The following is a 12,529-nucleotide window of genomic DNA, read 5'->3' on the forward strand; positions in this document are numbered from 1 at the left end:
GGAAACATAATGCACTGAAATCGTGCATGTTTCCTGGTCAGGGCTTTGGTTCAAAGGGCTTGCGGGGGATGTCACCTTCTTGAACATAGGTGACATCCCCCATAGGTGACATCTCCGGGACAATTATTTCTATTGGCAGGGCCGTTTGGCGGATAACCGCATCACGGATGCAGGATAAAGGTCGCATCCGCCTGTGCGGTGACATCCTGATCTGCGACGGGGGCCTGTGGGGCGGACATGTCGGCACTGGCCGCGCGTGCGGCCATTACCATCATGGGCATCGGGTGGGGCATTTCCTGGTCATTCAGGTTGACCGACTCGATACGTGTGACCTTCAGGCCCAGCGCCGTCGCAGCCGCCTGCGCACGTTGTTGCAGTTCATGCAGCGCAAGCCCTTCCGCCTGTTGCAGCAGGGCAGTGCGATGCGGACGGGACAGGGACCAGTCCAGCCGTGACAGGGCCAGATTATCCGACTGGATACGTCCCAGCAGCGGCAGCAGGATCTTGCCATCGGCTGCGGTGATGCGGATGCTCTGCCGGGCAATCCACAATGCCGGGTGGTTGTTACGGGTATCGGCCTCCTGATGGCGCACGGTATAGGATTCCGCACTGACCGTCAGGCCCGTTACGCCATGCGCGCTGGCCATTGCCTTTTCCACCTGCGTGTTGACCTGTCCCTGTGCCGCGGCGGCTGTGGGGGCGGAGGCTTCGGCGAAAAAGACGGCGGTCAGTTCATCGGGCGGCGCATGGACGGTGCCTGTGGCCGACAGCATCAGCTTGGTCATGGTGGTGTCAGCCGCCGTGGCGTCCCCATCGGCGGCATGGGCGTATGTGATACCGGCCATTGTGGCAGTCCCGACAAGGAGGGAGAGAAGAATCGGCGCGCCGCGCAGCATATGGCGGGCCGGACGGGCGCGTGTGCGCATCGGGGAGGGGATCATGAATGCGTGGTCTCCTTCAGTTCCACCAGCGCGCGACGCAGCCGGATGATGCCGGAACGTACCCGGCCCTCCCGGCACAGGTCCGCACCCTGCGTGCGCAGGTCGTCGATGTCATGTGGCAGGCCGGGGCCATAGGCGTCGATGATGCCGATCAGACGGTTGCAGAATGCAGGGGTGTCGCTGGTGATGATAACCGGCCGGTCCACGTTGCCATGGGGGGCGGTGGCCTCGGTGACGGTATCCGCTGCCGCGACGGGCCACGAATGGCCACACAGGCACAGGCTCATCACAAGGAAGGCAGGGACCGTGACCGGTTGCATGTTCATGATGCTATAATACGCTACTGTTGGTGTCGTGCTGATGGGAGAATTGTGAAGTTCGCGTCATGTCTGGCATGTCCTCATCGAACGGATCATATCCATATTCCGCCAGGGCGGAGGACGCCACCGGCAGGTGCAGACGTACCGACAGGCCGGGATTATGTGTCGCAAGGTGGATATCCCCGCCATGCAACTGCACGATGGCACGTACCATGGCGAGCCCGAGGCCCGACCCCGGCGTGTTGCGTGCCTTTTCCGCGCGAAAGAAACGTTCGGTTGCGCGCGCCATGTCTTCGTCTGTCATGCCGATGCCTTCGTCACGTATTTCCACCGTCAGCATCGCCCCCCCGGCGGGGGTGACGGTGCGTCGTGCGACAAGGGGGGAAAGCCGTGCGGCAAGGTGTACGGTCGAATGTTCGGGCGAAAACTTGATGGCGTTGTCCAGCAGGTTCGCCACAGCCTGCTGGATCAGGGAACGGTCGCCATAAAAGGGCAGCACGTCATCCATGTCGAGTGCGAGGCGGATTCCATGATCCTCCGCCACCGCTTCGTACAGCTCTGCGACATCGAACAGGACGGGGCGCAGGTCGAACGTGGCAAAGGCGGAGCGACGCGCGCCGGTTTCAATCTGTGCGATCCGCAACAGGGCTTCGAACACGGCGGTGATGTTGTCGAGGTTGCCGACCGCGCGTTCGATCGCAGCCCGCAGTTCGTCGGCATCCTGCGCATGCAGGGCCGCGTCCTCCAACTGTGTGCGGGCGCGGGTGATGGGGGTGCGCAGGTCATGGGCGATGGAGTTGGAGACTTCGCGCACGCCATCCATCAGGCGTACGATCCGGTCAAGCATCTCATTGATGGCCTCGGCCACCTGGTCCATCTCGTCCCCATTGCCCACCAGCGGCATGCGGCGGTTCAGGTCGCCATGGGCGATGGCCGATGTCGTGCGTGCCACGGTCTTGACCATGCGGCGGAAGATGCGATGTACCAGCATCGCGCCGCTGACGGCAAGCAGCGTGACCATGATCCACGCCCACAGCAGGGAATCGGTCAGCAACCGCCGCAGGATGGAGCGTGCGCGCATGTCGCGCCCCACCAGCAGGCGATAGCCGCTGTCCAGTTGGCCCGCCGTATGGGTGAGTTCCGTGCCCGGCAGGCGATAGGCATGGATTTCGGCCAATCCCCGCAGGCCCGCGCGCGTATCGGGCAGGGAATACCACCGATCGGTGTACTGCACCTTTGCCGGCCAGGTGGAGACGTTGCCCGCAAGGTAATTCCCCTCCGGGTCGATCACCATATACACCGCGTCATCGTCGAGGTTCTGTTCCAGCCGGTCCTCGATCGTCAGGGCAAGGGTTGGCACCCCGCCCAGAACCCAGCGATCGACAAGGGCGCGGGCATCGGCATTGATCGCCGTTTCGACCTGACGTTCAAGGAAGCCGATCGTCCCCCACCAGATGAACAGCATGAACAGGATGGACGACAGCGCAAACAGCACCCCGTACGCCAGTGAAAAGCGCAGGCTGGCGGAACGCAGCGCACGCAGCCGTGGCCTGCGCGGCGCGCCTTCATGCAGGGGCAGGTCCTTCACGCGTTGGGCCATTGCGCGTTGTGCTGCCGTGTATGGTGCCGTCGTCTGCCGGTGGGGACGTCATTCCGCACGCAGCATGTATCCCGCATTGCGGATGGTATGGATCAACGGCATGCCAAATGGCTTGTCCACCTTCTGTCGCAGGCGCGAGACATGGACGTCGATCACGTTGGTCTGCGGGTCGAAATGGTAATCCCACACCCCTTCGAGCAGCATGGTGCGCGTCACCACCTGTCCCGCATGGCGGGTCAGGTATTCCAGCAGCCGGAATTCACGTGGTTGCAGGTCGATCTTCTGCCCCGCACGGCGAACGGTGCGTGACAGCAGGTCGATTTCCAGATCCGCCACCACCAGCTTGGTCTGTGGCGCCTGTTCGGTGCGTCCGCGCCGTCCCAGCGCCTCTACCCGCGCCAGGAGTTCGCTGAAGGCAAAGGGCTTGGTCACGTAATCGTCGCCCCCTGCCTTCAGCCCCTGCACGCGGTCATCCACATCCGCCAGCGCGGACAGCAGCAGCACGGGGGTCGCGTTGTTCTGCGCGCGGATCGTCTCCAGCAGGCGCAGGCCGTCAATCCCGCCCGGCAGCATACGGTCAAGGATGATAAGGTCGAATTTCTCGCTCACCGCAAGGAACAGGCCGTCCTTGCCGTTATCGGTCAGTTCGGTCAGGTGTCCTGCCTCGCGCAGGCCCTTGGCCACGAAATTGCGAACCGTCGGATCGTCTTCCACCACAAGAATATGCACATTACCTCACTGATCGGCAGTTCGAATGTCATTCTACGCCCGTCGCGCGACAAGGCCAGAGCCGATGCGACGCGCGGACATTACCGATGTTACATGTGCAGTGGTGGCCATGGCGTTAAGGGGTGCGCCTGCCCTTTATCTGTTGCTGTCCTGTCCTGTCCTGTTTCTGTTCGTTCGGGACGTTGGTGCATGAACCATGAACCATGAACCGTGGACAGGGGGGACCAGCACGCGTGTTGCTGACGCCGTTGCCAGATCAGCGCGGCGGCAGGCGCCATTTGCCCATGGGGACACGTGACATGCCTTCATGGCCGATATGTGCATAAAAGGGGGTAATGGCCATGGTTGGGAGGGCGAAGCATGATCTACCCCCCGGGCACATGGTGCGCGCAGCCAGTGTGCGCCGGCCTCACCCACCGCGCGCCCGATGCTTTCGTCCCCTTCCGCTGTTGCGGGCAGGGAGGAGCGCCAGTCCCGGTTGCCGCCATGGCCGACCCTGACGCTTCCGAAGACCTGTCCTGTGGCATCCCCTGAAACCAGAACGCAAAACATGGCGCACTGGCAGTGCGAAACGGAAATCCATCCCTGGATCATTGGGCTGCGTCACGAGATTGCACGATCGCCACAGCGCGATGTCCTGCGATTCGTCATCCGGTCGTGCCACTTCGATGCTGGCCTGCATGAGGTGTCTGCCCCAGATGTCACGGCGCAGGCCCGCATTCTTGTGGTCCCTGTTCCCCTTGGCTCACTCCGGCAGGCGTTTCCATTCCGAAATCGCAATGGTCCTGTCCCCTGTGGCCGATGCAGGCACCTGATAGCTCAGCAGGGTGCCGTTCAGGGTGTAATCGCGCAACTGCCGCTGTCCCTCCCAGTTCGGGAAGACCGAGCGTTCGACATCAAACACGATGTGATGGGACGCGGGATCAAGCGTGACGGTGCCGTAATGCACGCTGTTGCGCAGCATGGCATCGCGGAATTCGGCCGGTGTACCGGTTGCCTTGGTGCCAGATGCAAACGGTGTTGCTGCCGGATGATAAATCTCGATCATGTAATGTCCGCTGGCGTCCACCATCATCCGCCCCTGCGGGGGATCGCCAAAACCGTGGACACGATGCCCATCCGGGTAAAGCGTATCCGCTTTGGTCAGGGTCCATGTGCCCATAAGAGGCGAGGCGGCCAGAGCCGCGCTGCCGGAGAACATGACCAGTACCGCCGGTAGGAATACGGATTTTATCATGGTCTGAAATGCCTTCATAAATGATGTCGCATGATGGTCCCGGTTGTTCGCGCCTTGACCGTAATGATCCCTAGGGCCTAGCGATGGTTTTGAATAACGACTTGTTCTGAAGTTTCAGTTCAGGAAAACGAAAGTGTTCATGCCCACGCATTTTGACCTCGACTGCCTGCGCAGCTTTGTCGCGGCGCAGGAATATGGCGGTTTCAACCGTGCAGCCGAACTCCTGAACCGCTCGCAATCCGCCGTCAGCCAGCAACTGCGTAAGCTTGAATGCCAGGTCGGGCAGCCACTGGTGCGGCGTCATGGGCGTCGGCTTGTGCTGACACCGGCGGGGGAGACATTGTTTGCCTATGCCCGTCGCCTGCTGGCGTTGAATGACGAGGCCATGGCCGCATTGCGTGGGCACGCGCTGGCGGGGCAGGCGCGGCTGGGCGTGGTTGGGGATTTTGCCGAGACATGGCTTCCCGAAACCCTGGCGCTGTTCCGGCGCGCATATCCGCAGGTTCTGCTTGAGGCAAGCGTCGATCGGGCCAGCGCCCTGCTGGATGCGCTGGATCGTGGCGTGCTGGATCTTGTGCTGACCTTTGGGGGGGATGGCCGTGCGGATGCCCTACCCTGGCGCACATTGCCACAGCGTTGGATCGGGGGGGACGGCCTGTGTTTCAAAAGGATGGAGATGGTTGACCTGGTGGTCCTGCCGGCCCCATGCCGTTTCCGGCAGGGGGCGATTGATCGGCTGGAGGCGGCCGGCATTCCCTGGCGGATCGTCTTTACCGGGCGCAGTGTCGCGGCCCTATGGGCGGCCGTGCGGGCCGGGCTGGGGGTAAGCTTTCGCATGGTGGGGGAATTGCCGCCGGGCATATCGGTCATGGATGATCCCCCCGGCGTGCCGCGCGCGCCAGATGTCAGGGTCAGCATTCATGACGGCGGCAGGCCGGCATCCGATCCGCTGGTGCAGCTCAAGCAGATGCTTGAAACCCCTCCCGCCCTCATTCCCGCGGTGGGATAGGCGGGGATAGCCCGAACCGTCCCGCGCATCAGTCATCCGTGTCGTCGGGGCGGAAACCGACATTGGCCGGGATGCTCAATATTTCATGGCGGCGGCGGATATGCAGCATGACGGTAGAGGCCGGGCGCTTTGCCGCGACGGAACGGATCAGCATGCGTGAACTGTCGATGGGTTCATCATTTACGGCGGTGATGTAATCGCCGATATGAAGCCCCGCCTTCATCGCCGGGCCACCATGGTCGATGCCCACGATTTCCACCCCCGTCACATGGGTGTCGCCCCCATCGGTCAGTGTCACGCCAAGCCAGCCGCGATCAATATGCCCGTTGCGACGCAGTTCCTCGACGATCGGGGCGACGATTTCCGACGGGATGCCAAAACCAATCCCCACCGACCCGCCCGTGGGGGAGACGATGGCCGTATTCAGCGCGACCACCTGTCCGCTCAGGTTAAAGGACGGGCCGCCGGAATTGCCGGGATTGATCGGGGCGTCAAGCTGAAGGAAATCATCGAACGGACTGGTGCCGATATCGCGTCCCCGGGCGGAAACGATGCCCGCCGTCACCGACGAGCCCAGCCCGAACGGGTTGCCCGCCGCCATGATCCAGTCACCGATATTGACCAGCCTGCTATCGCCCCACCGGACGAAGGGCAGGGGATGTGGTGGCTGGACCTTGATGACGGCGATGTCCGTCAGGTCGTCACTGCCGATCAGGTGGGCGGGCAGTTCGGTCCCGTTGGCGAGTGAGACGGTAATATGGTCGGCATCGCCCACGACATGCGTGTTGGTGACAATGACCCCGTCCGGGTCGATCACGAATCCCGATCCCGCGCCCAGCATCTCCTCCCCGTGGGAGCGCATGCGTTCGCGGAATTTATGCTCGAACGGGGTGCCGCGCACACTTGGCAGTACGCGTTGCCCGTTGCGCTGGCCATGCACGTCCTGCGTCACGGCGATATTGACGACCGCCGGGCCCACCAGCCGCACCAGTGGCGCGAACGTCAGGGGACCGGACGAGACCACCGGGGGCATGGCCGGGGCGAATGGCGATGCGGTGGGTGATGCGCCAGGCGATGTGGTGCCAGGCGATGCGGCAGCAGGCGGCGTGGCCACGCCTGCCTGTGCCCACGCGCCACCAGGGCAGGGCGGCAGGGCATAGGCCAGCGTCAGCGGCATGATGGCATACAGGCGGGAAAGACGGCGGGCCATGTGCATCCGTAAGGGGTCGAAAAGAGCACAATTGCTCATGTCGCTGTGATGATAGGCGAAAAAAAAGGCAATGCCATGATGTGTGGCGACGCGGTGACAAATCATTGTCCACTGAGGCGTTCATGTCACGTTCCCTCCCCCTGTCACGTTCCCCCTGTCACGTTCCCAGTATTACGTTCCTAGTGTCAGGCTCCCCATGTCCGGGCTTCCCGTATCGCCCTGTCCCTTTGTCCTGATGATGCGTTTCCTGCTTACGCGCCCTTCGTACGTATTTGTCGCGCATGTTTTTGCGGTATGTTCCTGACACACGCCCGCCTCATGCGCCGCGTCGCGCCGGGCGTTGCGATGGCTGTGCGTGTGCCGGGTCCTCAGGCCAGTCATGGCGGGGATAGCGCCCGCGCATGTCACGGCGCATGTCCGCCCATGATCCGGCCCAGAACCCGGCAAGGTCGGCGGTGATCGCCTGTGGCCGCCCGGCAGGGGACAGCAGCGCGATCCGCAGCCCGATACGACCATCCGCCAGCTTCGGCGTCTCGCACAGGCCATAGAAGGTCTGTGCCCGCGCGGAAGCGAGTGGTACGGGCTGGAGGTAATCAATCCCCACCCGTCCCCCGGGCAGGTCAAGCGCAGGCGGCAACGTCCGGTCCAGCCAGCGCAGGGCGTCGTGCGCAATCATCGCGCGCAGCACCGCCATCAGGTCAAGGGCGCGGATTTCGCTCATCCGTGACATGCCGCCCACCCATGCGCCAAGCCACGCGCCCACGTCCGCCGCAAGGGCAGGGTCGGAAATGTCGGGCAGGTCGCTGCGTCCCAGTTCCCCGCGCGCCAGGGCGACACGCGCCTGTAACTGCCGGCATGCGTCGGTCCATTCAAACGCGGCGGCCAGGTTCTGTCCAACCTGACGCAGTAGCAGGTCTGCCACCTCCGCCGCGTCTGCCGTGACCGTGCGGTCGCGCAACACCAATGCCCCCAGCCGCAGCCTGCGTCGTGCCATGACACCGCCGTTGGCCGGGTCAATGGTGGTTTCCACCTGTTCATGCGCACGTGCAAGGACGCTGTCGGGCAGGTTATCGGGGTCGAGTGGCGCCGCAAGGCGGATTTCGCATGCGGTGCGCACATGCAGTCCCGCCACCGCCAGCAGGGGCAGGGTGGCGAGGGTGTCTGTCTTGCCCATACGCGCGCTGCCCCCCCCCGACAGGCGGAAGGAGCCGATATCCCCGCGTCGTTGGGCGATACGGTCGGGAAAGGCCGCCGCAAGCAGCGCCGCGCAGTCTCCCCGTGCTTCCACGTCGCGTCCGATTCCCATGCGGCGGCGATATTGTCGCGCGGCCTGGCGGATGCGTGACAGGGCGCCACGGTCGGCGGCGGGATGTTCGCCCCCGGCGATCAGGTCAAGGCGCAGGCGGATATCGGCGGGCGGGATGGTGGTACCGCCCGGCCCCCGGCCAGGCGGGCGTGGGCGCAGCGGGTCGCGTTCCTCCAGCAGGGCCGCAAGGTCAGCAGCCAGTGCGGCTTCATCCGGTGTCCGCGCGGCCAGCATCATCGCAGCAAGGCGCGGATGCGCGCCCAGTTGCGCCATCTGCACACCCGCCTGCGTGATCTGCCCATCCGCCGACAGCGCGCCGAGCGCTTCAAGCAGGCCGCGCGCGGCCTCGAACGCGCCGTTGGGGGGCGTATCGGCAAAGGGCAGCGCAGCGGGCATGGTGCCCATCGCCGCCTGCCATGCCGCCGTGTCCAGCCGCAGGCCCGTCAGTTCGGCCTCCATGATCTCGGGCCGGTCATGGGGGGGCATGGCGCGGGTAGTCGTCTCGCTCCACAGGCGGATCGCGATTCCGGGGGCTTCGCGTCCCGCGCGACCGGCGCGCTGTGTCGCAGCCGCGCGGGAGATGCGCGCCGTCTCCAGCTTCGTCAGGCCCGTGCCGACATCAAGGCGTGGCGTGCGGCGGAATCCGCCATCAATGACGATGCGCACCCCCGGCACCGTCAGCGATGTTTCCGCGATGGAGGTGGACAGGATGACCCGGCGCGCCCGCCCGCCTTCGGCGGACAGGACGTAATCCTGCTCCGCAGGCGGCAGTTCGCCATATAACGGCAGGATTTCTACCCCCGCCTGCGCACCGGACGCGCTCAGGGCGGCCTGTGTGCGACGGATCTCGCCCACGCCGGGCAGAAAGGCGAGGATATTGCCTTCTTCCTCCGCCAGCGCGGCGCGGATGGCGCGCGCCATGGCATCGGGCAGGTCGCGTTGGTGGGGAATGTCGTGGCGGGCGTGGCGGATATCGACGGGAAACATTCGCCCCGCGCTGTCGATGACGGGTGCGTCCATCCGTTGTGACAGGGTTGCGGCATCGGTCGTGGCCGACATCGCCACCAGCCGCAGGTCAGGCCGCAGTTCACGTTGCAGGTCAAGGCAGAAGGCAAGGGCCGCATCCGCATCGACGGAGCGTTCATGGATTTCATCAAAGATGACGCACGCCACCCCATCGAGCGTCGGGTCCGACAGCAGGCGGCGCACCAGCAATCCTTCTGTCACGACCTCGATTCGTGTGGCGGCGGAGGCGGCGCCATCCAGCCGCGTGCGATATCCGACCAGACCGCCGGGTTCCTCCCCCACCAGGGTGGCCATCCGCCGTGCGGCTGCGCGCGCGGCCAGGCGGCGGGGTTCAAGCATCACGATACGCCCATCCCCGCGCCATGGGGCCGCAAGCAGTGCCAGCGGCACCAGCGTCGTCTTGCCCGCGCCGGGCGGGGCCACCAGCACCGCGTTCGCCCCGTCATGCAACGCGGCACGCAGGCGGGGCAGCGCCTCCGCCACGGGCAGGCCCTCCACGGCAGAAGGGCCGGACGCGAACAGGTCGGCAGGGAAAAGCGGGTGCTGGGGGGAGGGATCGGACGTCATGGCATGCTTTATGGCGCGCGTGCGCCCTGTGCGGCAATGACCAGGCGTTATGGCAGGCGTTATGATGACCCGGTGCCGGGATGACGGGGTTTTCGGGTAGGTGGGTGGAGACAGGATTATCATCCTCATTATAATTCGCACGGTCTATGATGATCGCGCCTGTCCCGTGGTCCCCACGTGGCGCGCCCCCGATTTATGCTGACGGAGTATCCCTGCTTGGCAATCCTGCGCTTACCGTTCGTCTTGTTCCTGTCCGCCCTGTGCGTCATGACAGGTCTTGTTCCTGTCCTGCTTCCCGCCCTGTCGTGTCCCGCGCATGCGGCGCAAAGCACATCGGTATCTGGCCCGCATGGCACGGCGACGCTGTTGAGCGACAGCGACAGCTTCATGCCGGGACAGGACATGCATTTCGGCCTGCGCCTGCAACTCGCCCCCGGATGGCACACCTACTGGCTCAATCCCGGTGACGCGGGGGAGGCGGTGACGCTGGCGGTGCATGCCTCGGGCGGTGCGGTGGGAGAGGGGGGACCGATTGAATGGCCCGTTCCGCAACGGCTGCGTGACGGGCCGCTGATGTCCTATGCCTATACCGGTGATGTCGTGCTGCCGGTGCGCCTGCAACCGCAGGAGGCGAAAGAGGGCACGGACATGGTGGTGGAGGCCACGGCCGACTGGCTGGTCTGCGCCACGGTGTGCGTGCCCGAACATGCGCAGTTTACAATGACCCTGCCGCGTGCGCCGCTTTATCCCTCGCCCCAGGCGCCGCTATTTGCGCGTGCCGCGGCGCAGCGTCCCGTGGCGTCGCCCTTTGCTGCGGCGATCGCACCCGATGGCACGCTTTCGCTGTCGGGGGAGGGGCTGTCGCCTGCGATGGTGCGTGATGCGTGGTTCATGCCCGAACAGCCGGGGCAGATCGACCATGACGCACCGCAGGTACTGCATGTGCGTGATGGCCTGCTGCAACTGGGGCTGAAGGTGACGGACGGGTTCCATCGTGATGCGGCATTGCCGGGCATCGTGGTGATCCGCGACGTATCGGGACGGGAACAGGCATTGGCGGTTACGGCGCACCCGGGCGGTCCGTCCCTGATGGTGGGGACGGCGCATGGGGGACGCGTTGTCTGGCTGGCGCGCCTGCTGGCGCTGGCGTTTGCGGGGGGCATGATCCTGAATCTGATGCCCTGTGTCTTTCCGGTGCTGGCGATGAAGATCCTGTCGCTTGAACGCATGGCGCAGGGGGAACGGCGCGCGGCGCTGGTCGGGGCGGCGCTGTATGCGGCGGGGATTGTCGTGGCCTTTGTCGTGCTCGGTGCGCTGATCGTGGGGCTGCGCATGGCCGGGGATTCGGTGGGATGGGGTTTCCAGTTTCAGTCAGTCACGTTCGTCATGCTGATGTGCTGGCTGCTGTTCGCCATTTCGCTCAACCTGTTGGGGGTCTTTTCCTTTGGCACCGGGATTGCGGCCCTTGGTGGCGCGGGACGGCTGTCGGGACATATGGGCGATGTCCTGACCGGGGTATTGGCGGTTGTGGTGGCGACGCCATGCACGGCCCCGTTCATGGGGGCGGCCATCGCGGGTGCGCTGTCGGCGTCGCCGGTAGCGGGGATTGCGATCTTTGTCGCCATGGGGCTGGGCCTTGCCGCACCGTACCTGCTGCTTGCGGCGGTGCCGGGGTTGGTGCGGCGGCTGCCGCGACCGGGGGCATGGATGGAAATCGTGCGTCAGGCGCTGGCCTTTCCCATGTTGGCGACATGCGTCTGGCTGGCATGGGTCGCAACGTTGCAGGGCGGGCAGGTTGCGGTGCCTCTGCTGGCGGGGGGAATGGTACTTGTCGCATTCGCGGCCTGGCTTGTGCGGCAGGCACAGGACATGGTGATGGCCGGTCGGGGGGGGCGTGATGGTATGGTCCTGTTCTGCCGGGGGGGGGCGCTGCTTGCCGTGGCGCTTGCGGTTGGGGGCGTCACGATGGTGCCCCCCGCGCTTGCGCCGCAGGGCGGCGGGAGCGGCGCCGCACATCCCGCCGATGGGGTCGAAGCCTTTTCACAGGCGCGGCTGGATGCGTTGCGTGCGCAGGGACGCCCCGTCTTTATCGACATGACGGCGGCATGGTGCATTTCGTGCCTGGTGAATGAACGTGTTGCCCTGTCACCGCAGCGGGTGCGCGATGCCTTTGCCCGGCAGGGGGTGGTGTACATGAAGGGCGACTGGACCGGGCGTGATGCGGCAATCAGTGCGTTCCTGCACGATCATGGGCGTGATGGCGTGCCGCTATATGTCTATTATCCCGCGCATGGGGATGGTGTCGTCCTGCCGCAGGTCCTGACGCCGGGATTGGTGCTGCATACGATCGGCGCGCAATGAAAAACGGGCGGGAAGAAGACCTTCCCGCCCATCGTCGAGACGCCGGTGCCTGAAGACATCGCGGGCAATATCGCGCAGTCATCAGGAAGTCGTGGCGAGGCATGTTTTGCAAAACGTCATGCGTATTGGGGAAAATCCGCATCTATCTTGAGAGATTGTTGGGAAGCAAATCATTGATAGAAAACAAGAAAAGTTTTTGGGTGCCGCCTTTTTTCAAAAAGGC

The 12,529-nt window shown here is 64.7% G+C and carries 10 protein-coding genes; 3 read left to right on the forward strand and 7 right to left on the reverse strand.

The annotated features are described in order from the left end of the window. Window positions 1-161: 161 nt before the first annotated feature. The 4 genes from B7G66_RS12330 to B7G66_RS12345 are packed head-to-tail and all read right to left on the reverse strand — an operon-like array spanning window position 162 to window position 3,590. A complete protein-coding gene (locus B7G66_RS12330; protein WP_040511128.1) occupies window positions 162-941 on the reverse strand; it encodes an SIMPL domain-containing protein in 780 nt (259 codons plus the stop codon). After that, a complete protein-coding gene (locus B7G66_RS12335) occupies window positions 938-1,267 on the reverse strand; it encodes a hypothetical protein (RefSeq protein ID WP_040511129.1) in 330 nt (109 codons plus the stop codon). Before B7G66_RS12335 ends, B7G66_RS12330 begins: the two co-directional genes overlap by 4 nt. A gap of 4 nt (window positions 1,268-1,271) precedes the next feature. Further along, complete coding sequence (locus B7G66_RS12340) at window positions 1,272-2,861, reverse strand: sensor histidine kinase (RefSeq protein ID WP_003622248.1); 1,590 nt, start codon at window positions 2,859-2,861, stop codon at window positions 1,272-1,274. A 48-nt stretch (window positions 2,862-2,909) separates the two neighbouring features. Then, on the reverse strand, window positions 2,910-3,590 hold the full coding sequence (locus B7G66_RS12345; RefSeq protein ID WP_003622250.1) for a response regulator transcription factor: 681 nt from the start codon (window positions 3,588-3,590) through the stop codon (window positions 2,910-2,912). 360 nt (window positions 3,591-3,950) lie between these two features. Here B7G66_RS12345 and B7G66_RS17900 point away from each other — a divergent pair, with 360 nt between their 5' ends. Continuing rightward, the gene (locus tag B7G66_RS17900; RefSeq protein ID WP_155116168.1) at window positions 3,951-4,124 is read left to right on the forward strand and encodes a hypothetical protein; all 174 of its coding nucleotides are present in this window, start codon (window positions 3,951-3,953) and stop codon (window positions 4,122-4,124) included. A gap of 211 nt (window positions 4,125-4,335) precedes the next feature. Here B7G66_RS17900 and B7G66_RS12350 read toward each other — a convergent pair whose 3' ends face one another. Then, window positions 4,336-4,827 (reverse strand): lipocalin-like domain-containing protein, encoded by a 492-nt coding sequence (locus tag B7G66_RS12350; protein WP_159107965.1) that lies wholly within the window; start codon window positions 4,825-4,827, stop codon window positions 4,336-4,338. 139 nt (window positions 4,828-4,966) lie between these two features. Between B7G66_RS12350 and B7G66_RS12355 the strand changes: the two genes are divergently transcribed. After that, window positions 4,967-5,836 carry a LysR substrate-binding domain-containing protein gene (locus B7G66_RS12355; protein ID WP_003622253.1) on the forward strand — a complete coding sequence of 290 codons (870 nt, stop codon included), beginning with the start codon at window positions 4,967-4,969 and terminating at the stop codon, window positions 5,834-5,836. 28 nt (window positions 5,837-5,864) lie between these two features. On the opposite strand, the gene B7G66_RS12360 is transcribed toward B7G66_RS12355, so the two are convergent. Next, on the reverse strand, window positions 5,865-7,046 hold the full coding sequence (locus tag B7G66_RS12360) for a S1C family serine protease (protein ID WP_141312726.1): 1,182 nt from the start codon (window positions 7,044-7,046) through the stop codon (window positions 5,865-5,867). A gap of 316 nt (window positions 7,047-7,362) precedes the next feature. Beyond that, a complete protein-coding gene (gene hrpB / locus B7G66_RS12365; RefSeq protein ID WP_003622260.1) occupies window positions 7,363-9,945 on the reverse strand; it encodes an ATP-dependent helicase HrpB in 2,583 nt (860 codons plus the stop codon). A 195-nt stretch (window positions 9,946-10,140) separates the two neighbouring features. Between hrpB and B7G66_RS12370 the strand changes: the two genes are divergently transcribed. Continuing rightward, window positions 10,141-12,306: a protein-disulfide reductase DsbD family protein gene (locus B7G66_RS12370; RefSeq protein ID WP_003622262.1), complete on the forward strand. Its 2,166-nt coding sequence runs from the start codon at window positions 10,141-10,143 to the stop codon at window positions 12,304-12,306. Window positions 12,307-12,529: the final 223 nt, after the last annotated feature.

The organism is Novacetimonas hansenii JCM 7643 (assembly GCF_000964405.1).
Lineage (GTDB): Bacteria > Pseudomonadota > Alphaproteobacteria > Acetobacterales > Acetobacteraceae > Novacetimonas > Novacetimonas hansenii.

Bases quoted from the DNA above. Each gene is read 5' to 3' on its own strand.
- B7G66_RS12330 (WP_040511128.1), bottom strand. From the start codon at position 941: ATGATCCCCTCCCCGATGCGCACACGCGCCCGTCCGGCCCGCCATATG.
- B7G66_RS12335 (WP_040511129.1), bottom strand. From the start codon at position 1,267: ATGAACATGCAACCGGTCACGGTCCCTGCCTTCCTTGTGATGAGCCTG.
- B7G66_RS12340 (WP_003622248.1), bottom strand. From the start codon at position 2,861: ATGGCCCAACGCGTGAAGGACCTGCCCCTGCATGAAGGCGCGCCGCGC.
- B7G66_RS17900 (WP_155116168.1), top strand. From the start codon at position 3,951: ATGATCTACCCCCCGGGCACATGGTGCGCGCAGCCAGTGTGCGCCGGC.
- B7G66_RS12350 (WP_159107965.1), bottom strand. From the start codon at position 4,827: ATGATAAAATCCGTATTCCTACCGGCGGTACTGGTCATGTTCTCCGGC.
- B7G66_RS12355 (WP_003622253.1), top strand. From the start codon at position 4,967: ATGCCCACGCATTTTGACCTCGACTGCCTGCGCAGCTTTGTCGCGGCG.
- B7G66_RS12360 (WP_141312726.1), bottom strand. From the start codon at position 7,046: ATGGCCCGCCGTCTTTCCCGCCTGTATGCCATCATGCCGCTGACGCTG.
- hrpB (WP_003622260.1), bottom strand. From the start codon at position 9,945: ATGACGTCCGATCCCTCCCCCCAGCACCCGCTTTTCCCTGCCGACCTG.
- B7G66_RS12370 (WP_003622262.1), top strand. From the start codon at position 10,141: ATGCTGACGGAGTATCCCTGCTTGGCAATCCTGCGCTTACCGTTCGTC.